General features: G+C 66.5%; 20 protein-coding genes. 14 read left to right on the top strand and 6 right to left on the bottom strand.

Annotated elements, in window-relative coordinates; genetic code table 11:
* Positions 1-126 precede the first annotated feature (126 nt).
* Entirely contained in the window at positions 127-1875 is a 1749-nt protein-coding gene (locus AC07R1_RS10015; RefSeq protein WP_495110483.1) for an FAD-dependent oxidoreductase, read from the top strand.
* Entirely contained in the window at positions 1872-2750 is an 879-nt protein-coding gene (locus AC07R1_RS10010; protein WP_368994729.1) for an SDR family NAD(P)-dependent oxidoreductase, read from the top strand. The genes AC07R1_RS10015 and AC07R1_RS10010 overlap by 4 nt, the downstream gene beginning before the upstream one ends.
* A 228-nt stretch (positions 2751-2978) precedes the next feature.
* On the opposite strand, the gene AC07R1_RS10005 is transcribed toward AC07R1_RS10010, so the two are convergent.
* The 6 genes from AC07R1_RS10005 to AC07R1_RS09980 all read right to left on the bottom strand — a co-directional run bounded on the left by AC07R1_RS10005 (position 2979) and on the right by AC07R1_RS09980 (position 9602).
* Positions 2979-4553 carry a FadD3 family acyl-CoA ligase gene (locus AC07R1_RS10005; RefSeq protein WP_495110482.1) on the bottom strand — a complete coding sequence of 525 codons (1575 nt, stop codon included), beginning with the start codon at positions 4551-4553 and terminating at the stop codon, positions 2979-2981.
* Positions 4554-4710: 157 nt separating this feature from the next.
* Positions 4711-5457, bottom strand: coding sequence for an SDR family NAD(P)-dependent oxidoreductase (locus AC07R1_RS10000; protein ID WP_072452559.1), 747 nt, complete (start codon positions 5455-5457; stop codon positions 4711-4713).
* 101 nt (positions 5458-5558) lie between these two features.
* Entirely contained in the window at positions 5559-6650 is a 1092-nt protein-coding gene (locus tag AC07R1_RS09995) for a 2Fe-2S iron-sulfur cluster-binding protein (RefSeq protein ID WP_495110481.1), read from the bottom strand.
* A 2-nt stretch (positions 6651-6652) separates the two neighbouring features.
* Positions 6653-7420, bottom strand: coding sequence for a glucose 1-dehydrogenase (locus tag AC07R1_RS09990; RefSeq protein WP_072452561.1), 768 nt, complete (start codon positions 7418-7420; stop codon positions 6653-6655).
* Entirely contained in the window at positions 7408-9078 is a 1671-nt protein-coding gene (locus AC07R1_RS09985) for an FAD-binding protein (RefSeq protein ID WP_495110480.1), read from the bottom strand. The genes AC07R1_RS09990 and AC07R1_RS09985 overlap by 13 nt, the downstream gene beginning before the upstream one ends.
* 8 nt (positions 9079-9086) lie before the next feature.
* Complete coding sequence (locus AC07R1_RS09980) at positions 9087-9602, bottom strand: flavin reductase family protein (protein ID WP_072452564.1); 516 nt, start codon at positions 9600-9602, stop codon at positions 9087-9089.
* Positions 9603-9860: 258 nt separating this feature from the next.
* Here AC07R1_RS09980 and AC07R1_RS09975 point away from each other — a divergent pair, with 258 nt between their 5' ends.
* From AC07R1_RS09975 to AC07R1_RS09920, 12 genes are all read left to right on the top strand, one after another.
* The gene (locus tag AC07R1_RS09975; RefSeq protein ID WP_342402335.1) at positions 9861-11045 is read left to right on the top strand and encodes an acyl-CoA dehydrogenase family protein; all 1185 of its coding nucleotides are present in this window, start codon (positions 9861-9863) and stop codon (positions 11043-11045) included.
* Between the two features lie 122 nt (positions 11046-11167).
* Complete coding sequence (locus tag AC07R1_RS09970; protein WP_072452567.1) at positions 11168-12289, top strand: LLM class flavin-dependent oxidoreductase; 1122 nt, start codon at positions 11168-11170, stop codon at positions 12287-12289.
* A 210-nt stretch (positions 12290-12499) separates the two neighbouring features.
* On the top strand, positions 12500-13405 hold the full coding sequence (locus AC07R1_RS09965) for a VOC family protein (RefSeq protein ID WP_072452569.1): 906 nt from the start codon (positions 12500-12502) through the stop codon (positions 13403-13405).
* Positions 13402-14289, top strand: a complete 888-nt coding sequence (locus AC07R1_RS09960) for a CoA transferase subunit A (protein WP_072452570.1) — start codon at positions 13402-13404, stop codon at positions 14287-14289. The genes AC07R1_RS09965 and AC07R1_RS09960 overlap by 4 nt, the downstream gene beginning before the upstream one ends.
* A gap of 12 nt (positions 14290-14301) precedes the next feature.
* On the top strand, positions 14302-15099 hold the full coding sequence (locus AC07R1_RS09955) for a CoA-transferase subunit beta (protein ID WP_072452572.1): 798 nt from the start codon (positions 14302-14304) through the stop codon (positions 15097-15099).
* 27 nt (positions 15100-15126) lie between these two features.
* Entirely contained in the window at positions 15127-15996 is an 870-nt protein-coding gene (locus AC07R1_RS09950; protein WP_072452574.1) for an enoyl-CoA hydratase, read from the top strand.
* A gap of 2 nt (positions 15997-15998) precedes the next feature.
* Positions 15999-17066, top strand: coding sequence for an NAD(P)H-dependent flavin oxidoreductase (locus AC07R1_RS09945; protein ID WP_072452576.1), 1068 nt, complete (start codon positions 15999-16001; stop codon positions 17064-17066).
* A gap of 11 nt (positions 17067-17077) precedes the next feature.
* On the top strand, positions 17078-17833 hold the full coding sequence (locus AC07R1_RS09940) for an enoyl-CoA hydratase family protein (RefSeq protein WP_072452578.1): 756 nt from the start codon (positions 17078-17080) through the stop codon (positions 17831-17833).
* Positions 17834-17843: 10 nt separating this feature from the next.
* Entirely contained in the window at positions 17844-19010 is a 1167-nt protein-coding gene (locus AC07R1_RS09935) for an acyl-CoA dehydrogenase family protein (protein ID WP_072452580.1), read from the top strand.
* Positions 19011-19020: 10 nt separating this feature from the next.
* The gene (locus tag AC07R1_RS09930; RefSeq protein WP_072452582.1) at positions 19021-20097 is read left to right on the top strand and encodes an acyl-CoA dehydrogenase family protein; all 1077 of its coding nucleotides are present in this window, start codon (positions 19021-19023) and stop codon (positions 20095-20097) included.
* Positions 20090-21238, top strand: coding sequence for an acetyl-CoA C-acetyltransferase (locus AC07R1_RS09925; protein WP_072452584.1), 1149 nt, complete (start codon positions 20090-20092; stop codon positions 21236-21238). The genes AC07R1_RS09930 and AC07R1_RS09925 overlap by 8 nt, the downstream gene beginning before the upstream one ends.
* A gap of 25 nt (positions 21239-21263) precedes the next feature.
* Entirely contained in the window at positions 21264-22139 is an 876-nt protein-coding gene (locus AC07R1_RS09920; protein WP_072452586.1) for an SDR family oxidoreductase, read from the top strand.
* Position 22140 lies beyond the last annotated feature (1 nt).

Below are 22140 nucleotides of genomic sequence, written 5' to 3'. Positions count from 1 at the left end.
GGGCGCTAGTCCCATTGGACGATGCCCGGGCCTCGAGGCTGCCGAACAATCCCGGGACCGACTGCGCCGGAGTCCGGGCCGGTGGCGGCGGCTTCCTGCCTGTAGGCGCCTTGCGGAGATGCGCGGATGAAACACGCCAAGATCAAATGGGATGAGTGCTGCGATGTATTGGTGATAGGTTCCGGCGCAGGAGGCATGACCGCCGCGCTGCGGGCCCATGACCTGGGGCTGAACACGTTGCTGATCGAGAAGAGTGGCGAATACGGCGGCACCTCGGCGGTGTCCGGCGGTGGCATCTGGATTCCCGACAACCACCGGATCCAGGCCCTGGGCGGTAGCGATTCGGTGGCCGAAGGGATCGCCTATGTCCGCGCGGTGACCCACGGCGAGATCGACGACGGGCGCATCGAAGCCTATGTCGAGCAGGGCCGGGACATGGTCCGCTACCTGGAGGCGCAGACCCGGGTGCGCTTCGAGGCCCAGCCCGCTTACTCCGACTACTACCCGCAGGTGCCCGGTGGCAAGCCCGGCTATCGCTCCATGGACCCGCAACCCTTCGATGCCGCCGAGCTGGGCGAGGAGTTCCTGCGCATGCGGGCGCCTTCCCCCGGCACGCTGATGATGGGGCGCATGGCGATGACCATGAAGGAGGCGCAGGTGCTGCTGTGTCGTGGCCCCGGCTGGCTGCGCCTGACCCTGCGAGTGATGTGGCGCTACTGGCGTGATCGCGAGGGGCGGCGGCTGTCGCGTCGCGACCGTTTCCTGACCCTGGGCAATGCCCTGGTGGGCGCCTTGCGCTGTTCGCTGCAGGATCGCCAGCGGCCGCTGTGGCTCAACTGCGCCTTGCAGGAACTGCTGATTGTCGGTGAGCGAGTCGGCGGCGCGCGGGTCTGCCGCGACGGCCAGACCCTGAACATCAAGGCGCGCCATGGGGTGATCATCGCCGCCGGTGGCTTCGAGCGTAACCAGGCCATGCGCGAGCAGTACCTGCCGCAGCCGTCCCAGGCCCGGTGGAGTGCCACGCCACCGCACAACACCGGCGACGGTATTCGTGCCGGCCAGGTGATTGGCGCCCGTACTGCCTTGATGGACCACGGCTGGTGGGCGCCCACTACCCGGGTTGCAGGTGAGGAAAAGCAGCGTGCGCTGTTCGTCGAGCGCACCTTGCCTGGCTGCGTACTGGTGAACTCGGCAGGGCAACGCTTCGTCAACGAGGCGGCGCCCTATACCGATATTGTCTATGCGATGTATGAGAACAACCGGGCCGAAGCGGTCAGCGTGCCGTGCTGGATGATCTTCGACGCCGAGTTCCGCCGCAAATACCCCTGCGGCGCGCTGTTGCCCGGTTATGCCCAGCCCGACTGGCGGCTGCCGGAACACCTGCAGGACTACTTCTACAAGGCCGCCAGCCTGCCGGACCTGGCGGCGCAGATCGGCATCGACGGCCCGGGCCTGATGCGTAGCATCGAGCGTTTTAACATCATGGCCCGGGAGGGCCGGGACCAGGATTTCAACAAGGGCGAGTCGCTGTTCGATCGCTACTACGGCGACCCCCACGTCGGCCCCAACCCTTGCCTGGCGCCCTTGCTCAAGGCGCCGTTCTACGCGGTGCGGGTGGATGCCGGGGACATTGGCACCAAGGGCGGCCTGCTGACCGATGCCAACGCCCGGGTGTTGCACGAGGACGGCCATCCGATCCTCGGTCTTTACGCAATCGGCAACAGCGCCGCATCGATGATGGGGCGCACGTATCCGGGAGCCGGCTCGACCATCGGCCCGGCGATGACTTTCGGCTATATCGCCGCCAATCACATCAAGACGCAAAGCCTGCGCCAGTCGCAGCCGGCGTCCTTTCTGGCAAGGAGCAGTCAATGAAGAGCAAGGAACCCCAGGTGGCCCTGGTCACCGGTGCCAGTCGCGGCGTGGGCCGTGGCATCGCCCTGGCCCTCGGGGCACAGGGCATGACCGTCTACGTGACCGGGCGTGCGCCGGAAAAGGCCGGGGCACGGCTTTATGAACAGGCGCTGCAAGGTTCATTGGCGGACACCGCGGCAGCCATTACCGCCGCCGGTGGCCGGGGCATCCCGGTGGTCTGCGAGCATGCCGACGACGCCCAGGTGCAGGCCCTGTTTGCGCGGATCGCCGAGGAGGCCGGCCACCTCGATCTGCTGGTCAATAACGTGGCCGCCATCCATGAGCGCTTGATCGAGCCCGGGCCGTTCTGGGACAAGCCCCTGGAGTTGGTGGATATCCTCGATGTCGGCCTGCGTTCGGCCTACATCGCCAGTTACTACGCCGCGCCGTTGTTGCTGCGCAGTGCCCAGGGGCTGGTCTGTTTCACTTCGTCGTTCGGCGCCGGCTGCTACATGCACGGCCCCGCCTACGGAGCGCAGAAGGCCGGTTGCGACAAGCTGGCGGCGGACATGGCAATCGATTTTGAAGGGCGTGGCGTAGCGGCGCTATCACTGTGGCTGGGGCCGCAGTTGACCGAGCGCACGCGGATTGTCGGCGAGCACCACGGCGAGCAGTACCAGGCCTTTCTCGCGGACGCCGAGACCCCGCAGTTCAACGGCCGGGTCATTCATGCGCTGCTCAATGATCCCGGGCTGATGAGCCTGTCCGGGCAGACTCTGATCACCGCGGAAATCGCCCCGGGCTATGGCATCAGCGAGGATCAGGGGCGCCAGCCGCCGTCCCATCGCTCATTGCTGGGCGAGCCCCGGCGCCAGCATCCGGCGCGGGTGATATAAACCCCGGCGCAACGAGCGCAAATTAGCCGGTGGCTAGGGAGCTTGCTCCCGCGGGGGGCGGAGCCGCCCCAATGCCAGCCACCGGGTTTCGGCACTCGCACACTGATTCAGGCATTCCACAGGCACCGCGCAAAGCGGCGGCAAAAACGCGGCAGTCAGGCTCCGCAGGCTGGCCCGTCCCAAGGAGGGACGCGCCTCGCCAGCCGCACTTGGCACCCTGTGCCAGCCTCAATTGCGGCTTTCGGCCCACTGGCGCAACACCTGCTTGGTCACCTTTCCCGCCGCGTTCAGCGGCATGGCTTCCAGCACCTGGAATCGTCGCGGCACCTTGTAGTTGGCCATCTGTTCTCGGCACCAGCCCAGCAGTGCTGTCGATTCCAGGAGTTGTCCCGGCGTGGCCAGGACAAAGGCCATGGCCACTTCGCCGAGGCGCTCGTCCGGTATACCTATTACCGCCGCCTGGGCCACCCCGGGAAACTTCAGCAGGCACTGCTCGATTTCCGCCGGATAGACGTTGAAACCGCCGGTAATGAACATGTCCTTGAGGCGGTCGGTGATACGCAGGTAGCCCTGCTCGTCGAGGACCCCGACGTCACCGGTATTGAGCCAGCCATCGGCGTCCAGCACTTCCTGGCTGGCTTGCGGGTCGTTGAGGTAGCCCTGCATCAGGTTGTAGCCGCGGATCTGTATTTCCCCGGGGACATTGGGCGGTTGGCACTGGCCGTCGGCGGCGACGATCCGCACCTCTACCCCGGGCATCGCCCGGCCGCTGGTCTGGGCGACTCGCAGCGGATTGTCGCCGGGGCGGCAAATGGTGGCGAAACCGCAGACTTCGGTCAGGCCGTAGGCCGTGACGATGGTGGCAAAGCCCAGCTCGTCGCGCATGCGTCCGATCATGTCCACCGGGATTACCGCGGCACCGGTCACCGCCACCCGTAGTGAGGACAGATCGTAGGCATCGCGCCGGGGGTGAGCCAGTAGCGACTGATAAAGCGTCGGCGGGCCGGGCAGCACGCTGATGCGCTGGCGCTGCACGCATTCGAGCACCGCGTCGACGTCGAACACCTGCTGGGGAATGATGGTCGCACCGCGCATCAGCGCCGCCAGCCATCCCGCCTTGTAGCCGAAGGAGTGGAAGAACGGGTTGACGATCAGGTAGCGATCGCCTTCGCCCAGGCCGACCACGTCGCTCCAGTCGCGCACTACCCGCAGATTCTGCCCATGGCTGGTCATCACGCCCTTGGGCTTGCCGGTGGTGCCGGAGGTGAACAGTACATCGGACAGGGTTTGCGGGCCGAGCTGTTCCTGACGCAGGCGCAGGCTGCTGCCGGGCACTCGGCCGGCCAGGGCCATGAAACTGTCCCAGTCCAGGGCCGCCGGCGAGGGCGAGCGCAGGCTGATGATCTGGCGCAGTTCAGGCAGGCTTTCGCCGGCAAGCATCTGCGGATAGTCGACGCCGAGGAACTCACCGATGGCGAACAGCACGCAGGCGCCGCTCTGGCGCAGGATATAGCCGGCCTCGTTGCCCTTCATCCGGGTGTTGAGCGGCACCAGGGCGGCGCCGACGCTTTGCAGGGCGCCGGCGGCGACAATCCACTCCCAGGTGTTGGGGGCCCAGATCGCCACTCGGTCCCCGGCCTTGACCTCCAGGGCCAGCAAGGCCCGGGCGGCCTGCTGACGCAGGCGGTCGAGCTGCAGGTAACTGATGCTGCCGGCGTCCTCGATGGCCGGGCGGTCGCCGTAGGCCAGGGCTGCCCGGGCGAACAGATGAGCGATGGTGGGAGCGTTGAGCGCAGACGGCATGGTGCCTCCTCAGGCAGAGGATTGTTGAATGAAGGGGGAGGCGGCCTGGCAGAGAGCCAGGCCGCTAAGAACCTGTTCACGATCTGCTGCGCTTAGCTCATGCGGCGTTAAAAGTGCCTGAGCGTCGCTCGCTAGATCGTGAACAGGCTCTAACCACTCAGGCTGGCGGTGGCGCGAAGCGGCGGCCGGCAGAGAAACCGCCGTCCACGGCGATCATCTGGCCGCTGACGAAAGAGGCCTCGTCGGAGGCCAGAAACAGCGCCACGGCGGCCACTTCTTCCGGTTGCCCGGAACGGTTGAGCATGTGCTGGGAAGCGAAGTAGGCGTGGAATTCGGCCTGTTCGCGGACCATGCTGGTCATCGGCGTTTCGATCAGCCCCGGGCACAGGCCATTGACGCGGATGTTGGCGTAACCGTAGTCCACCGCCATGGAGCGGGTCAGCTGGTTGATACCGCCCTTGGACACGTTGTAGGCGACATTGCCGTCGCAGCCTTGCAGGCCGAAGATCGAGCCAATGTTGATGATCGAGCCGCCGCGTTGCGCCTCCATGGCTCCCAGCAGGTACTTGCTGGTGAGCATGCTGCCGGTCAGGTTGATGTCCAGCACCCGTTGCCAGTTGGCGGTGCTGGTCTGGGTCACGCTGCCCTGGTCGGCGACGCCCGCGGCATTGACCAGCACATCGACCCGGCGATAGTGGCCGATGATTTCTTCCATCACCTGTTCGACCTGGGCCTCGTCGCGCACGTCGAGGGTCATGAAGCGCCCGGGAAAGTCCGCCGGTGCGTTGCCGATGTCCAGCCCCACCACCTGGGCACCCTCCGCGGCGAAGCGCCGGACGCAGGCCAGACCGATACCTGAAGCCGCGCCGGTGACCACCGCGACCTTGTTTTGCAACCGAGCCATGCATACACCTCTTTTATTGTTGTAGGCCAATCCTGGCGGTCGAGTCTAATCGTTGCCCGGCGCTGCCGGGTCGTCCGTTGAGACTAGAGGCGCAGGCGCCCCTAATCCGGAAAGCGCACCCGCACCACCGGCGTGTCGGGGTGGCTCTGGCAGGCCAGCGTCCAGCCATCGGCCAGCTCCTGGGCACTGAGCACGGCGTTGTGGGCCAGCCGTGTGCGGCCCTGTTCCACCCGGCACATGCAGGCGCCGCAGATGCCTTCCTCGCAAGACGCCGGCACCTCCAGCCCGGCGGCCCGGCAGCTTTGCAGCAGAGTCTGCCCCGGGTGCCAGGCCAGGCTGTGGGCCTGGCCTTCGAGTTCGACGGTCAGGCTCTGGCAGGACTGCCCGGCGGTGTGCTCGACCTGCTGCTGTGCCTGGGGTTGCGGGTCGGGCGGCGACAGGAAACGCTCGACATGGATCGCCTGGCGTGGCTCACCCAGGTCTAGCAGGGTGCTTTCCACAGTGTCCATGAAGGGCGCCGGGCCGCAGATGAAATACTCGCCGCCCCGGCGCGCATGCAGCAGTTGGCGAACCTGGGCCGCAGTGACGAAACCCTGAACCGAGTCCAGCAGGTGCAGGACTTCCAGACGCGGCTCGTGGGTCCGGGCCAGCTGTTGCAGTTCGTCCTTGAAGATCACCGAGGCTTCGTCGCGGTTGGCGTAGACCAGGGTCACCGGCCGGCGCCCGGCGTGCAGCACCGACTTGAGGATGGAGAACACCGGGGTGATGCCCGAGCCGCCGCCGAACAGCACCAGCGGACGCTGCTCGTCGCTATCGGCATTGTTCTCCAGGCAGAAGTGCCCGGCCGGGGGCAGCACCTCCAGCCAGTCACCGACCTGCACCTGCTGGTTCATCCAGTTCGATACCCGGCCCCCGGCCACACGCTTGATCGTGACCTTGGGCTGTGGATCGCACAGGGGCGAGCTGGCCATGGAATAGCAGCGGGTCAGCAACTGGCCCGCGCAGGGCACGCGAAAGCTCAGGAACTGCCCCGGTTTGTAGCGAAAACGCTCACGCAACTCGCTGGGGACATCGAGCACCAGGGAGCGGGCGTCGGCGGTTTCCTCGATCACCGCGGCCACCTGCAGGCGATAGCTGCCAGCGGCCGATGCGGCGCTGTCCGATACGCTGGCGTTGAACATTGGCGTGCCCATCTTCACCTCGGCTCATAGATCCCGCTGATCAGTTGCGCGTTGTCGACGAGTATCTCCGCGCCATTGACGAAGCGCGATTCGTCGCTGGCCAGGAACAGCACCGCGTTGGCCACATCACGCGGCGCGCACATGCGGTTCATCGGGTCCTGGTCGAGGGTTTCCTGGGGCACCGACTGGCCGCCGATGAGGGCCTGGGTCATCGGTGTGTTGATGCCGTCCGGGTGCACGCTGTTGCAGCGGATGCGGTAGCCCTGCAGCTTGCAGTGCACGGCCACGGAGCGAGTCAATGCCGCCACCGCGCCCTTGGAGGCGGAGTAGGCGCAGAACAGCGGCAGACCGCCCAGGGCCGCCACCGAGGACATGTTGATGATCGAACCGCCGCCGCTGTGCTTCATCGCTGCGATGGCGTACTTGCAGCCCAGGAAATAGCCGTCGCTGTTGACGGTCAGCACCTTGCGCCACAGCTCCAGCGACGTGTCCTCGATATTGGCCATGGCCAGGATCGCCGCATTGTTGACCAGCACATCGAGGCGACCGAAGTGCTGCACGGTGGTTTCCACCACCCGCTGCCAGTCGTCTTCGCGGGTGATGTCGTGGGCCAGGAACAGGGCGTTTTCGCCGATCTGCGCAGCCACTTGGTGGCCGGCTTCCTGGTTCACGTCGGTCAGTACGACCTTGGCGCCCTGGCTGGCCAGCAGCAGGGCGTCCTCACGGCCGACACCGCTGGCGGCGCCGGTGACGATGCAGACTTTGCCTTCTACACGTTGCATGGTGATTCTCCTGATGGTGCGGGTTGAGCCGCGGTTTGCCCGGCCACATGACGGGCGGCCCGGCGCGCGGAATAGATGCAGTCGGCCAGAGACAGGCCCGACACATAGAGGTTGGAAGCGACGCCCACGGCGTTGCGCCCGGCGCTGTAGAGGCCGGCGATCGGTGTGCCCTGGGCATCCAGCACCTGGCTGCTTCGTTCGCAGACCCTGAGGCCGCCGAGGGTGATCACCGGGCAAGGGAACAGGCGGCTGGCAAAGGACAGGTCGAGGACATACCAGGGGCCCTGTTCCAAGGAGGCGAGCATGGCCGCGGACTTGCCAAACGGATCGGCGCATTCGCCCCGGGCGCTCTGGTTGTAGCGCTCGACGCTATCTTTCAAGGCCTGCTCCGGCAGGCCGCAGCGCCGGGCCAGGGTTGCCAGGTCGTTGCTCCGTCGGGCGTTGAACAGCAGGTTGAGCAGCACTGGCAGGCGCTGGAACTGCCAGACCTGGCCCGGGCCTATCTGTTTCAGGGCCTGGCGCACCAGTGTCCGGTTGAGCACCAGCAATGCACGCCCCTGCTGCTGTTCGACCATCGCCTGGCCAAGGGTGGCGCCATATTGCTCTTCGTTGGCGTAGCGCTGGCCCTGGCCATTGACGATCAAGCCCCGGGCCCACGCCAGGGGCGGGTTGATGAAACGCCAGGCGCTGACCTTGTCCATCCGCGCGACAGCGGCGCCCACGCTCTGGCCCAGGGCGATGCCGCTGCCGTCGCAACCACCGGCGCCCAGGGGCAGGCCGGCAAGGTAGCGCGGCGCATGCTCGGCTACCCAGAGGCGGTTGAGAATGAAACCGCCGGCGCTCAGCAGGACGCCTTTTCTGGCGCTGATCAGCCGGCGTTCGGCGCTGCTGGCTTCGATGCGTTGTTGCCGTTTGCGCAGGTGGCGGGCCAGGGCCGGAACATACATGTGCAGGGCCTGGGCCCAGCGCTCGAGGCGTGCATGGCGGTGCGCGGCGCGGCTATCTGGAGCCAGGCGCCAGGCTTCGACGCCGACCACCCGCTGTTGATCGTCGACCACCAGGCGGCGTACCGCGCATTGGCTCTGCAGGCGCACGCCCTTGGCCAGGGCGCTGTTCTTGAGCGCCTGGAACAGGTGCGCTCCGGACAGGCCCGGGCCTTTGCAGCGATGGCCTCGGGGAGCGGGGGCCGCCAGCGCTGCATAGCGCGGCAGGGCTTCGTTGCCCGAGTAATAAAGATAGAAGCGGTCGCTGGGGTAGGAGGTCTTGTGCGGTGGCACGCTGGCTTCAAAAGCCACGCCCTGGCGCTCCAGCCATTGCAGTTGCCCGGGACTGGCGGCGCAGAAGTCGGCCAGGGTGCGCTGGCCGACGGCATCGCCGACTTCCTCGCGCAGGTAGTCGAACATCGCCTCGTGGCTGTCGTTGTAGCCGGCCTGGCGCTGGTAGGGCGTGCCGCCGCCGGCATAGATCACCCCGCCGCTGAGGGCGCTGGCGCCACCGCCGGCAAAGCGGTCCAGGGCCAGCACCTGCAGGCCCTGCTCGGCGGCCTCGATGGCGGCGCAGGCTCCGGCGGCACCGAAGCCCACCACCAGCCAGTCACAGGCGTCGTCCCAGTGGGGCGGGGCGTGAGTGTCGATGCGCAGCGGCGCGCGGCAGTCCATGTCCCGAATCAACCGGCGCAGGCCTGGGTTTGGGCCGGCTGGGCGGTGGTGGTGTAGCGGCCGTCGAGGTAGACCAGCGGGGTGATACTGGGGCTGGTATGGATGCGCACGATACGCCCGATGAACACAGTGTGGGTGCCGTAGCTGAAGTGCCCGTCCTGGCGGCACAGAATCGCCGACTGGGCGTCCCCCAGGTAGGGAATGCCTTCGTCGCTGGTCAGCCAGTTGCCGCTGCTGAAGCGTGCCTCGCCCTTGATTGCGCCGCTGCACAGGTGGGCCAGGGCCTGCTGCTCCAGGCCGAGGATGTTCACGCAGAACCCGGCACCGGTGGCCAGGGCTGCGTGGGAGGAGGCGCTCTTGTTGATGCAGATCAGCAGCGATGGCGGCTCGGTGCTCAGGGAGTCCACCGCGGTGGCGGCCATGGCAAAGCGCTCGGCGCCGTTGCTGGTACTGATGATGGTGACCGACTTGGCCAGGCGGCGCATGGCCTGGAGCATGTCTGCTTGCAGATTGACGTCTTTCATCGCACAGCCCTCGTTCGTGGTGCATGGAGTGCGATGAATTCTGGCAACGGGGCAGGGGGCCAACATCGTCCAAGGGGACTAGGACCTGTCGTCAAACAGCAACAGGCCCTGACCCCGGAGGAAATCCGGAAGCCCGGGCATATGGTCCGTTTGAGGGATGCCGGGTGGGCGGACGGTTGTTTGAATGCGCCGCAACAGGCGGTTGCCCGCCGTAGCACGCGCGCCCCGGCGGACGGGGTTCCCAAGGAGAACGACCTGATGCTCAACCACGATGTGCTTCGCCAGCGTCTCTACCAACAGGCCGAGGAACTGGTGCCGGTCCTGCGCGAACGAGCGGCCGAGGCCGAGCGGCTCGGCCGCTTGCCGGACCAGACCCTGAACGATTTTCAGCAGGCCGGGTTCTTTCGCATTCTGCAACCGGCACGCTGGGGCGGTTACGAACTGGAGCCGAATGATTTCTTCCGGGTGCAGATGACCCTCGCCGAGGGCTGCATGTCGTCTGCCTGGGTGCTGGGGGTGGTCGCGATCCACAACTGGCAACTGGCGCTGTTCGATGACCGCGCGGCCCGGGACGTGTGGAGCGAGGACAGCAGCGTGCTGATTTCCTCTTCCTATATGCCGGTGGGACGGGTGGCGCGTACCGAGGGTGGTTTCACCCTGAGCGGCCGCTGGGGCTTCTCATCGGGCTGCAAGCACTGTGACTGGGTGTTCCTCGGCGCCATGGTGCCGGCCGCGGAACCCGGCGGCGCGCCGGACTACCGGACCTTCCTGGTGCCGCGCCAGGACTACCAGATTCTCGACAACTGGGACGTCATGGGACTTGCGGCCACCGGTTCCCACGACATCCTGGTGGAGAACGCCTTCGTTCCCGAGTACCGCACCCATCGTGCCCTCGACGGGTTCATGCAGGACAGCCCGGGCAACGCGGTCAACGATGCCCCGCTGTACCGCCTGCCGTTCGGGCAGATCTTCGTGCGCGCAGTGTCGTCCTCGGCCATCGGAGCCCTGCAAGGAGCGGTCGCGCAGTTCATTGCCCATAACCGGGCTCGGGTGGGGGTCAATGACGGTCGCAAGATGGTCCAGGACCCAGCGGCCCAGTCGGCCCTGGCCAACGCCATGGTATGTGTCGACGAATGCCGGACGGTGCTGCTGAGCAACTTCGAGTTGATGCTGCAACGGGCCCGGGAGGGTACGCCACTGGGCATGCAGGAGCGGGTGAAGATGCGCTACGACTCGTCGCTGGTGGTGCAAAAGTGCGCCACGGCGGTGACCGACCTGATGTTCAACAGCGGCGCCTCGACGATCTTTCGCGGGCACGGCATCAACCGCGCCTTCCGCGACATCCATACCGGCCGTGCCCACGTCGCCAACCATCCGGCGAAGTACGCCTGGAACCTGGGCAGCGTCGCCATGGGCCAGGACAGCAGCGACTTTTTCCTCTAGGCGGCAGGCCTCGACAGCCCTAGTCCGTTTGCGTGATTCCGCCGGCCGGGCTTTGCCCGAGCATGCAGGCCAAGGCACGAGCAGCACGCCGAGCCTGCTTTTTACGACCACAAGGATCGAGCATGAAATTTTCCCTGATTTATGAAGCCCAGACCCTGGACGCCAGCCGTGCCGGCGATCGGCAGGTCTTCGAAGAAACCGTCGAGCAGGCCGTGCTCGCCGACCAGTTGGGGTTCGACACGTTCTGGTGTGTCGAGCACACGGCGCTGACCAACTATTCGCACATGTCCGCCCCGGAAACCGTGCTGGCCTTTGTCGCCGGCAAGACCGAGCGCATCGGCATCGGTCACGGCGTGGTCTGCCTGCCACCGGCGATGAACCACCCGGTCAAGGTCGCCGAGCGCATCGCTACCCTCGACCTGCTGTCCAAGGGCCGGGTGCATTTTGGCGTGGGCAAGGGCGGCACCCAGCAGGAGGCCGGGACCTTCGGCTACGACCTGGCGACCCTGCAACCGCAGATCGACGAGGCCATGTACCTGATCCCGAAAATCTTCGTCCAGGACGAAATCGAGCACCACGGCGACTTTGTGCAGATCCCCAAGCGGCCGATCCACCCCAAGCCCTACCAGGACCCGCACCCGCCGATGTACCTGGCCTGCACTAACACTGAATCGCTGAAGAACGCCGGCGGCCGGGGCATGGGCGCCCTGGTGCTGGGCTTTGGTGGCCCCGAGGAAATCGCCAAGAAGGTCGAGGTCTATCACCAGGCCTGGGACAGCCGCGACCCTCGCCAACAGGTGGGCTTCCGGCCCAACCGGCACATCGCCGCGCTATGCCCGGCGATCGTCCTCGATGACAACCTGGAGGCGCGGCGCATTGGCATACGCGGCCAGCGCTATTTCATGGAGTCCCTGGGCTACTGGTACGGCGGCGGCGAGCGCCCGGACCCGGCGAAGTGGCAGGACGATACCTACGTCGACGGCAGTGGCCAGAGCGTGATCAAGTCGCGTTTTGCCTCCGAGGAGGTCAGCGTGGATTTCTCCGATCCGACCATGGCCATGATGAACCCCAACCACGCCTACGGCACCGTGGATGACTGCATCGGCTATGTGCAGCGCCTGGTGGATGCCGGCGCCGACGAGATCCTGTTCATCTGCCAGATGGGCACCGTGCCGCAATGGGCGCAGTTGGAGACCCTGCGCAATATCGGCGAGAAGGTCATTCCGCATTTTCGCAAGGCCTGACTCTTAGCGCTGCAAGCTTTTGGCCACGCCGCTTTGCCGTAAGGGCAAAGCGGTTTTTTTGTTTTTGCGCCGGGGCATTTACGGCCGCTTTCGGCACACAGATGCGCTAGTCCCATTGGACGATGCCGGGGCCGCGCTCAGGCGATTAAATCCTGCTGCATAAGGCCTCCTTGCCAGGAGGACGGGTTGAGCTGAACGAGGAGTGCTTGCATGGATATTCGCGGGTTGGGCTACGTCACCTTGCGGTCACGGGACCTGTCGCAGTGGCGCCATTACGCCAGCCAGGTGCTGGGGATGATGGTCGTGCCGGGGGCTGATGAGCAGCACTTGTACCTGAAGATGGACGACCGGCCCTACCGGATCCTGGTCCAGCACAGCAACGAGGACGGCTTCGGCGCCTGCGGCTGGGAAGTGGCCGGAAAGGATGCCTTCGAGCAGGCCCTGGCGCAGCTGCAACAGCACGGGGTGACAGCGCACCGTGGCAGCGCCGCGCAGGCCGAGGAGCGCAAGGTCCAGGAGCTGGCGCATTTTCTCGACCCCGATGGCAACCGCCATGAAGTGTTCTGGGGACCGCGCCAGGATTTCGCCCGGTTCGTCTCGCCGGTGGGGCTCAAGGGGTTTGTCACCAACGACCTGGGCATGGGCCATGTGGTGCTGCCGGCGCCGAGCTTCGAGCGCTGCCGCGAGTTCTATGAGCAGGTCATGGGGTTTGGTCTCTCCGACCTGATGAAGGTGCGTTTCACCCCCGACCCGGCCGAGCCGCAAAAGGCTTTGCACTTTCTGCACTGCAACAACGCCCGCCACCATTCCCTGGCGATCTTCGAATGCCCCATGCCCCATGGCTGCGTGCACCTGATGGTGGAGGTCCAGGGGCTGGACGAAGTCGGTCGCGCCCTGGATCGGGTCCACGCCCACGGGGTGAAGCTTTCCGCGACCCTGGGCCAGCACACCAACGATCAGATGATTTCCTTCTACATCAAGACCCCATCGGGCTTTGACCTGGAATACGGCTGCGACGGCCTGGTGGTGGACTGGCAGCAACACACGCCGTTCGAGAGCACGGTGGTCAGCCATTGGGGCCATGACTTCAGCGTCGGCCGGGAGCAAGCACAATGAGCCAGGACAAGACCCTGAGCACCGCGCAGATGGTCGCTCAGTTGCGCGATGGCATGACCCTGGGCATCGGCGGCTGGGGGCCGCGGCGCAAGCCCATGGCACTGATCCGCGAGATCCTGCGTTCGGACCTCAAGGACCTGACGGTGGTCGCCTATGGCGGCGCCGACGTCGGCATGCTGTGCGCCGCCGGCAAGATCCGCAAGCTGGTGTTCGCCTTTGTCTCCCTGGATTTCATTGCGCTGGAGCCTTACTTCCGCAAGGCTCGCCAGCAGGGCGAGTTGCAGGTCATGGAAATCGACGAAGGCATGCTTCTGCTGGGGCTGCGGGCGGCAGCGATGCGCGTGCCGTTCCTGCCCACGGCGGCGGGCCTGGGCACTGATGTGTTGCGCCACAACCCCGAGATCAAGCTGATCGCCTCGCCCTACGCCGACGCCCGGGACTGGGTGGCGATGCCGGCGCTGAAGCTGGATGCGGCGCTGATCCATGTCGACCGTGCCGACAGCCGAGGGCTGTGCCAGATCGGCGGACCGGACCACTACATGGATGACCTGCTGGTGCGTGCTGCGGCCCGTACCTACGTGACCTGCGACGAGCTGCTGGAGCGCGACACCCTGCACAGCGATCCGGGGCAGGCCCGGCAGGTGTTCTGGGAGCCCAACCTGACCAGCGCCGTGGCCCATGTGCCCGGTGGTGCGCACCCGTCTTCCTGTGCACCGCTGTATGGCTTCGATGTCGCGCATTTCAATACCTACAACGCCTCTGCGCAGCGTGCCGATGGCTGGCAGGAGTACCGCCGCGAGTACGTCGACTGCAGCCATCAGGACTACCTGGACAAGGTCGGCGGCCTGAAGGCCATCCGCCAACTGCCGTTGCCGATTTTCTAAGGAAGCCTCGCCATGAACAGCAGCACTTACAGTCTCGCCGAACTGATGATCTGCGCGGCCTCTGAAGCCTTCGCCGAGGACGGTGACGTCCTCGCCACCGGGATCGGGGTGATCCCGCGGCTGGCCGCTTCCCTGGCCATGCTCAGTTGCAACCGCCAGTTGCTGATGACCGACTCCGAAGCCTGGCTGGTGGCCGAGCCGGTGCCCCTTGGCCCGCGTGATGGTTACCAGCCCAAGCGCGATGCCTGGATGGGCTTTTCGCGGATCTTCGACAACCTCTGGGGCGGGCGGCGCCATGCCATGGTCGGCCCGTCGCAGATCGATCGTTTCGGCCAGGGCAATATTTCCTGCATTGGCGACTATGCCCGGCCCAAGGCACAGATGCTCGGGGTGCGCGGTTTTCCCGGCAACTCCATCAGCCATGCCAACTCGTTTTGCGTGACCAGCCACAGCCGTCGGGTGTTCGTCGAAGGCGAGGTGGATGTGGTGGCTTCGGTCGGCTACAACCCGGCGCGCCTGGCCCGGGGCTGGTCCCTGGACGACATCGACCTGCGCCTGATCGTCAGCGACCTCTGCGTCCTCGATTTCCAGGGCCCGCAACGGCAGATGCGCGTGCGTTCGCTGCACCCCGGGGTGAGCCTTGCCCAGGTGCAGGACAACACCGGCTTTGCCCTGCATGTGCCGCAGCATTGCCCGACCACGGCGGCACCCACCCTTGAGCAGTTGCAACTGATCCAGCGCCTTGATCCGCACAACCTGCGGGCCCTGCAACTCAAAGACAACCCGCCGGGGCTGCGCAGCGTCGGCTGAGCGGAGCCCGTTTCGGAGAGCCAAGCAATGCCTGAACACAACGATAAGAACCCGGAGCCTGTGGTGCTGTACGAAGTGCGCGAGGGAGTGGCCCTGGTCACCCTGAACCGTCCGGAGTACCACAACGCGCAGAATTCGCGCATGACCTACGCCCTGGACGCAGCCTTTCGCCGGGCCTGTGACGACGACGGGGTCAAGGTCATCGTGCTGCGCGGCGCCGGCAAGCATTTCTCCAGCGGCCACGACATCGGCACCCCGGGCCGCGACGTCGACCAGAGCTTCGAGCGTGCCAGCCTGTGGTACGACCATGTCGACAAGCCCGGTGGCGAGTTTCTCTATGCCCGGGAGCAGGAGGTCTACCTGGGCATGTGCCGGCGCTGGCGGGAGATGCCCAAGCCGACCATCGCCATGGTCCAGGGGGCGTGCATTGCCGGCGGATTGATGCTGGCCTGGGTCTGCGACCTGATCATCGCCAGCGACGACGCCTACTTCGCCGACCCGGTGGTGCGCATGGGCATTCCTGGGGTCGAGTATTTCGCCCATGTGCATGAACTCAATGCCCGCATCGCCAAGGAGTTCCTGTTCCTCGGCGAACGCATGCCAGCGGCTCGGGCGCTGCAGATGGGCATGCTCAACCGAGTGGTGCCGCGTGCCGAGCTGGAGCGGGAAACACTGGACATTGCCGGGCGCATCGCGCAGATGCCGCGCCTGGGCCTGCAACTGAGCAAACAGGCGGTGAACAACGCCGAGGACCTGATGGGCAAGCGCTCCAGCATGGACATGGCTTTCGGCCTGCATCACTTTGCCCATGCCCACAACGAACTGGTCTCCGGCGACCGGCTGGGGGGGTACGACGCTCGGGCCATGGCCCGTTCCCAGCGCCGCGAGGGTGCCTGAACATGGCGATTGCCCTCGATACGCCGCTGACCGAACTGCTCGGTTGTCGCTACCCGATCATCCAGACCGCCATGGGCTGGGTCGCCGACCCCAGGTTGGTGGCGGCCACCGGCAATGCTGGCGGCTTCGGCTTTCTCGCCGGGGCCACCATCGAGCCGCAGCAGATGGAGGCGGCAATCCTCGAAACCCGGCGTCTGACGGCGCAGCCGTTCGGGGTCAACTTCCATCTGTACCAGGCCAATGCACCGCAGATTGTCGAACTGGTGCTCAAGCACCGGGTGCGCGCGGTGAGCTACAGCCGTTCGCCGGGCCAGCAGATGATTGCCCGGCTCAAGGACGCCGGGGTGGTCTGCATTCCCACGGTGGGCGCGCTCAAGCACGCGCAGAAGGCGGTGGCCATGGGCGCCGACGCGGTAGTGGTGCAAGGCGCCGAGGGCGGCGGGCACACCGGCACGGTGCCGACCTCGCAGTTGCTGAGTCAGGTACTGGCCGCGGTGCCGGTGCCGGTGGTGGCGGCTGGAGGGTTCAAGGACGGCGCCGGCTTGGTGGCCGCCCTGGCCCAGGGGGCGGCGGGCATCGCCATGGGCACGCGCTTTCTGATGAGCGCCGACAGCCCGGTGCCCGCGGCGACCCTGGCGCGTTACCTGGCGGTCAGCGACCCGGCGCAGATCATCGTCAGCCGGGCCGTCGACGGCATGCCGCAGCGGATGATCCGCAACGAATTGCTCCAGCGCCTGGAAACCGGTGGAGCCTTGCGCCGCCTGTGGCTGGCCCTGGGAAGCGGGCTGGCCTACCGCCGGCACAGTGGTCTGAGCCTGGTCCAACTGTTGCTGGCGGCCTTGAACCAGCAGCGGAGCGGCGGGCTGACCCTGGCCCAGAGCCTGATGGCCGCCAATGCACCGATGGTGATCCAGAAAGCCATGGTTGAAGGCCTTCCGGCCGAAGGTGTGCTGCCTGCCGGTCAGGTTGCCGCCAGCATCGACAACCTGCCCGGCTGCGCCGAATTGATCGAGCAGATCGTCCAGGACGCGCAAGCGCGCCTGGAGGACCTGTGCCGCCGTCTCTCGTGAAGGAGCCCCCCATGCAAGCATTCAAAGTGAGTATCGAAAACGGCATCGCCGAGCTGGTGTTCGACCGGCCCCCGGTGAATGCCTTCAACTGCCAGGGCTGGGCCGACATCGCCCGGGAAATCCAGCGGCTGGGCCAGGCCCCTGAAGTCCGGGTGATTCTGATCCGGGCCGAGGGCCGGGGCTTCTGCGCCGGGGTCGACATCAAGGAGCTGGCTGCCGACAGCGACCTGATCGTGGCGGTGAACAAGGGTAACTACGACACCTTCAAGGCCATTCATCGCAACCCCAAGCCGGTGATTGTCGCGGTCCATGGCTTTGTCCTGGGCGGCGGCATCGGCATCTGCGGCGCCGCCGACCTGGTGCTGGCCGCCGACTGCGCGCGCTTCGGCGTGCCGGAGGTGGACCGCGGGGCCATGGGCGGCGGCGCGCACCTGCAACGGTTGTTTCCGTTGCAGAAGGTGCGCCACATGTACTTCACCGGACAGATGATCGATGCCGCCGAGGCCTGGCGCCTGGGGGCGGTGGAGCGGGTGGTCAAGCGCGAGGAGCTGCGCGCGGCGGCCCTGGAGGTGGCCCGGACCATCGCCGCCAAGAGCCCGGCCATGATCGCCCTGGCCAAGGAAGCCTTGAATGCCATCGAGGATGGCGACCTCGAAGACAAATACCGCCGTGAGCAAGGCTTGACCCTCGAAGCCTATCGCTCGCTGGACTCCCAGGAAGCCCGTGACTCGTTCGTCGAGAAGCGCGCTGCTCACTTCAACGGCTGAAGGCACTTGCATGAATCTGAACTACACCCCCGCGCAGCAGGCGCTGCGGGCCGAGGCCCGGGCCTGGCTGGAGGCCAACGTGCCCGACCAGCCGCTGGCTTCCTTCGACACCGAACAGGGCTTTGCCCAGCACCGGGCCTGGGAGGCCAGGCTCAACCAGGGGCGCTGGGGCATGGTCACCTGGCCCCGGGAGATGGGCGGACGCGGCTGCGACCTGATCCAGTGGCTGATCTTCGAAGAGGAGTATTACCGCGCGGGGGCTCCGGCGCGGGTCAACCAGAACGGTATCTTCCTCCTCGGTCCGACCCTGATGGAGTTCGGCACTGAAGAGCAGAAAATGCGCTTCCTGCCGGCCATGGCCACGGGTGAGCAGATCTGGGCCCAGGCCTGGTCCGAACCCGGTGCCGGCTCGGACATGGCGGCGATCCGCTCGCGGGCCGAACGGGTCGGCGACCACTATGTGCTCAACGGCCAGAAAACCTGGTCGACCCGGGCAGTCTGGGCCGACTGGGCGTTCGGGATCTTTCGCACCGACCCCGAGTCCCGGCGCCACCACGGCCTGACGTTCATCCTGGTGCCCCTGGACAGCCCGGGGGTGACCGTGCGGCCGATCCGCCAGCTCAACGGCCTGCCGGGTTTTGCGGACATCTTCTTCGATGACGTCAAGGTGCCGCTGGAGAATGTCCTGGGCGGCGAGGGCCGGGGCTGGCACGTGGCGATGTCCACCGCCGGTTTCGAGCGCGGGCTGCTGCTGCGTTCGCCGGCGCGCTATCAGGAAAGCGCGCGCCGCCTGGTGCAGCTGTACCAGGCCAACCGCGCCAGCGCCGACCTCGACCCGAGTATCGGCGAGGCGGTGATGCGCGCCTGGCTCGATGCCGAGGCCTATACCCTGAACACCTACATGACCGCTTCGCAGTTGGTCCAGGGCGGCAAGATTGGCCCGGAATCGTCCACCAACAAGATCTTCTGGTCCGAGCTCGACCAACGCTTGCACGAGATTGCCATGAGCATTCTCGGCCAGCGCGGCGAGTTGCTGTCCGATGCTCCTGCGGCCGGCGACGTCGGCCAGTGGCTGGAGGGCTTCCTGTTCGCCCAGGCCGGTTCGATCTACGCCGGGACCAACGAGATCCAGCGCAACATCATTGCCGAACGCATGCTGGGCATGCCCCGGGCCTGAGGAGCAGACCATGGATTTCAGCTTTACTCCCGATCAATTGCTGTTCCAGGACAACCTGCGCAAGTTCCTGATCAACGAGGTGCCTCCGGAACGCTTGCGCGAGCTGTGGCAAAGCCCCAGCGGCCGTTGCGAGCGGCTCTGGGGCCAGTTGTCGGACCTGGGCCTGAACCTGCTGACGGTGCCCGAACAATACGGTGGCATGGGCCTGCAAATGGTCGATGTGGTGCTGCTGGCCCAGGAGTGTGGTTATGCCGCCCTGGCCGAGCCCTGGGTGGACACGGCGCTGATCGGCGTGCCGCTGCTGGCGGCCCTCGATGAGGCTCGGGCAGCGCTGAAGCAGCACTGGCTGACGCGTATCGCCGAGGGCGGCACGCGGCTGGCGGTGGCGCAGCCGGGGCAGGTTCTGGTCAGCGATGCCCATGTCGCCGACCTGCTGTTACTGGCCCACGGTGATGAGGTGCATGCGCTGGAGCCGGCGGCGGTGCGTCTGGTTCGCAACGAATCGATGGACCCCAGCCGCCAGTTGTTCCAGGTCCACTGGACGCCCAGCGCTGCCACCTGCGTGGCCGACGCTACTCAAGGCCGACAGCTCTGGGCCGAGGCCTTCAATCGTGGCGCTGTGGGGACGGCGGCGCAGTTGCTCGGCCTGGCCCGGCGCATGGTCGACCTGGCGGTGGACTACACCTTCGAGCGCAAGCAGTTCGGCCAGCCGGTGGGGTCGTTCCAGGCGGTCAAGCACCTGATGGCCAATGTCGCGGTGCAGGTCGAGTTCGCCAAGGGCCCGCTGTTTCGCGCGGCCTGGGCCCTGGATCAGGGTGGTCCCGGCCTGGACGCGCACGTCTCTCACGCCAAGCTGGCCTGTGCCGAGGCGGCCTTGCTGGCCGCGAAGAACGCGATCCAGGCCCATGGCGCCATGGGCTACACCTGGGAAGTCGATCTGCAACTGTTCATGAAGCGTGCCTGGGCCCTGGACAAAACCTGGGGCGACCGTTGCCTGCACAAGGCACGGGTGCGCCAGGCGCTGTTCGACCCGCAGGCGCCGCTTGGCGCCGGCCAGACCTTTGAATGTGGAGGCAGACATGCCTGAAGCCTATATCGTTGATGCCCTGCGTACCCCCACCGGACGGCGCAAGGGCGGCCTGAGCCGGGTCCACGCCGCTGACCTGGGGGGCCATGTGCTGCGCGCTCTGGTGGCACGCAACGGCATCCCCGAAGTGGACTACGACGACGTGATCTTCGGTTGCGTCGACACCATTGGCCCCCTGGCCGGGGATATCGCCCGGACCAGCTGGCTGGCTGCCGGGCTGGCCGAGGAGGTGCCCGGCACCACCATTGACCGGCAGTGCGGTTCGTCCCAGCAAGCGGTGCATTTTGCCGCCCAGGCAGTGATGAGCGGTACCCAGGATGTGGTGATCGCCGGTGGTGTGCAGACCATGACCCAGATTCCCATCGCCTCGGCCATGAGCGCCGCCGAACCCCTGGGCTTCAGCGATCCGTTCAGCGGTTCCGAGGGCTGGGTGCGGCGCTACGGCCCGCAGCCGCCGACGCAGTTTCGCGCGGCGCAGATGATTGCCGAGAAGTGGGGGCTGTCCCGGGGGGCGCTCGAGGAGTACGCCCTGGAGTCCCATCGCCGGGCCTTGCAGGCGCAGGAACAGGGGCGCTTTGCTCGAGAGATCCTGCCCCTGGCTGGGGTCGAACAGGACGAGACGCCGCGCCACACCAGCCTGGCGCAAATGGCCGAGCTGGAATTCCTGTTCGGTTGCGACCGGGTGACGGCGGCGGTATCCAGCCAGACCTGCGATGCCGCCAGCGCGCTGCTGATCGTCTCCGAAACCGCGCTCAAGCGTTATGGCCTGACCCCGCGCGCGCGTATCCATCATTTGAGCGTGCGCGCCGCCGACCCGATCTGGATGCTCACCGCGCCGATCCCCGCTACCGCTCATGCCCTGCGCCGCGCCGGCATGCGCCTGGAAGACATCGACCGGGTAGAGATCAACGAAGCCTTCGCATCGGTGGCCCTGGCCTGGCTCAAGGAAACCGGTTATCCCCACGCCCAGACCAACGTCAATGGCGGCGCCATTGCCTTGGGTCATCCCCTGGGCGCCACCGGCACCCGGCTGATGTGCAGCCTGCTGCATGAGCTGGAGCGCAGTGGTGGGCGCTTTGGCCTGCAGACCATGTGCGAAGGCGGCGGCCAGGCCAACGTGACCATCATCGAACGTTTGTAGAGCAGCAGCCCGAGGACTCGTAAAGATGAATATCTGTGAAAACCGCGTTGTGATCATCACGGGGGCCGGCGCAGGCCTGGGCCGCTGCTATGCCCTGGCTTTTGCCGAGGCCGGCGCCCGGGTGCTGGTCAATGACATCAATCGCGCAGCGGCCGATGCGGTGGTAACGCAGATCACCGGCCAGGGCGGCAGCGCCGTGGCCAACAGCGACGACATCACCGACTACGAGGCGGCCGGACGGATTGTCCGGCAAGCCCTGGAGTGCTTCGGTGATCTGCATGTGCTGGTGAACAACGCCGGAATTTGTCGCGACCGCATGTTCAGCAGCCTCAGCGAGGCCGACTGGGACCAGGTAGTGGCCGTACATCTCAAGGGCCATTTCTGCATCGCCAGCCACGCCGCGCGCTACTGGCGGGATCGGGCCAAGGCCGGGGTTGCGGTCAGCGGGCGGATCATCAACACCAGTTCCGGGGCCGGCCTGCAGGGCTCCGTCGGCCAGTCCAACTACTCCGCGGCCAAGGGCGGCATCGCCTCCCTGACCCTGGTCCAGGCCGCGGAGTTGCAGCGTTACGGGGTGACCGTGAATGCCTTGGCTCCGGCGGCGCGAACCGGCATGACCGAGCAGGTGTTCGCCGAAGTGATGAAGAAGCCCGAGGCCGGTTTCGATCACTTCGCTCCGGAAAATGTCGCGCCGCTGGTGGTCTGGCTCGGTTCTGAGGAGTCTGCGGGGGTCAGCGGGCAGATGTTCGAGATCGAAGGCGGCAAGCTCGCGCTGGCCGAGGGCTGGCGTTCCGGGCCGAGTCTGGATCGCCAGGCGCGCTGGGAGGTGACGCAGATAGGTGCGGCGGTGGCGCAACTGCTGGAGCAGCGGGCGCCGGCACAGAAGGTCTACGGTAGCTGAG

Source organism: Pseudomonas sp. GW821-FHT07F01 (assembly GCF_059418825.1).
Note: the sequence above shows the minus strand (reverse complement) of the source record. Positions and strands in the feature narration are given on the sequence as shown.

What these genes read in the sequence shown, in the direction of transcription:
- AC07R1_RS10015 (WP_495110483.1), top strand. Translation starts at nt 127, where the DNA reads ATGAAACACGCCAAGATCAAATGGGATGAGTGCTGCGATGTATTGGTG.
- AC07R1_RS10010 (WP_368994729.1), top strand. Translation starts at nt 1,872, where the DNA reads ATGAAGAGCAAGGAACCCCAGGTGGCCCTGGTCACCGGTGCCAGTCGC.
- AC07R1_RS10005 (WP_495110482.1), bottom strand. Translation starts at nt 4,553, where the DNA reads ATGCCGTCTGCGCTCAACGCTCCCACCATCGCTCATCTGTTCGCCCGG.
- AC07R1_RS10000 (WP_072452559.1), bottom strand. Translation starts at nt 5,457, where the DNA reads ATGGCTCGGTTGCAAAACAAGGTCGCGGTGGTCACCGGCGCGGCTTCA.
- AC07R1_RS09995 (WP_495110481.1), bottom strand. Translation starts at nt 6,650, where the DNA reads ATGGGCACGCCAATGTTCAACGCCAGCGTATCGGACAGCGCCGCATCG.
- AC07R1_RS09990 (WP_072452561.1), bottom strand. Translation starts at nt 7,420, where the DNA reads ATGCAACGTGTAGAAGGCAAAGTCTGCATCGTCACCGGCGCCGCCAGC.
- AC07R1_RS09985 (WP_495110480.1), bottom strand. Translation starts at nt 9,078, where the DNA reads ATGGACTGCCGCGCGCCGCTGCGCATCGACACTCACGCCCCGCCCCAC.
- AC07R1_RS09980 (WP_072452564.1), bottom strand. Translation starts at nt 9,602, where the DNA reads ATGAAAGACGTCAATCTGCAAGCAGACATGCTCCAGGCCATGCGCCGC.
- AC07R1_RS09975 (WP_342402335.1), top strand. Translation starts at nt 9,861, where the DNA reads ATGCTCAACCACGATGTGCTTCGCCAGCGTCTCTACCAACAGGCCGAG.
- AC07R1_RS09970 (WP_072452567.1), top strand. Translation starts at nt 11,168, where the DNA reads ATGAAATTTTCCCTGATTTATGAAGCCCAGACCCTGGACGCCAGCCGT.
- AC07R1_RS09965 (WP_072452569.1), top strand. Translation starts at nt 12,500, where the DNA reads ATGGATATTCGCGGGTTGGGCTACGTCACCTTGCGGTCACGGGACCTG.
- AC07R1_RS09960 (WP_072452570.1), top strand. Translation starts at nt 13,402, where the DNA reads ATGAGCCAGGACAAGACCCTGAGCACCGCGCAGATGGTCGCTCAGTTG.
- AC07R1_RS09955 (WP_072452572.1), top strand. Translation starts at nt 14,302, where the DNA reads ATGAACAGCAGCACTTACAGTCTCGCCGAACTGATGATCTGCGCGGCC.
- AC07R1_RS09950 (WP_072452574.1), top strand. Translation starts at nt 15,127, where the DNA reads ATGCCTGAACACAACGATAAGAACCCGGAGCCTGTGGTGCTGTACGAA.
- AC07R1_RS09945 (WP_072452576.1), top strand. Translation starts at nt 15,999, where the DNA reads ATGGCGATTGCCCTCGATACGCCGCTGACCGAACTGCTCGGTTGTCGC.
- AC07R1_RS09940 (WP_072452578.1), top strand. Translation starts at nt 17,078, where the DNA reads ATGCAAGCATTCAAAGTGAGTATCGAAAACGGCATCGCCGAGCTGGTG.
- AC07R1_RS09935 (WP_072452580.1), top strand. Translation starts at nt 17,844, where the DNA reads ATGAATCTGAACTACACCCCCGCGCAGCAGGCGCTGCGGGCCGAGGCC.
- AC07R1_RS09930 (WP_072452582.1), top strand. Translation starts at nt 19,021, where the DNA reads ATGGATTTCAGCTTTACTCCCGATCAATTGCTGTTCCAGGACAACCTG.
- AC07R1_RS09925 (WP_072452584.1), top strand. Translation starts at nt 20,090, where the DNA reads ATGCCTGAAGCCTATATCGTTGATGCCCTGCGTACCCCCACCGGACGG.
- AC07R1_RS09920 (WP_072452586.1), top strand. Translation starts at nt 21,264, where the DNA reads ATGAATATCTGTGAAAACCGCGTTGTGATCATCACGGGGGCCGGCGCA.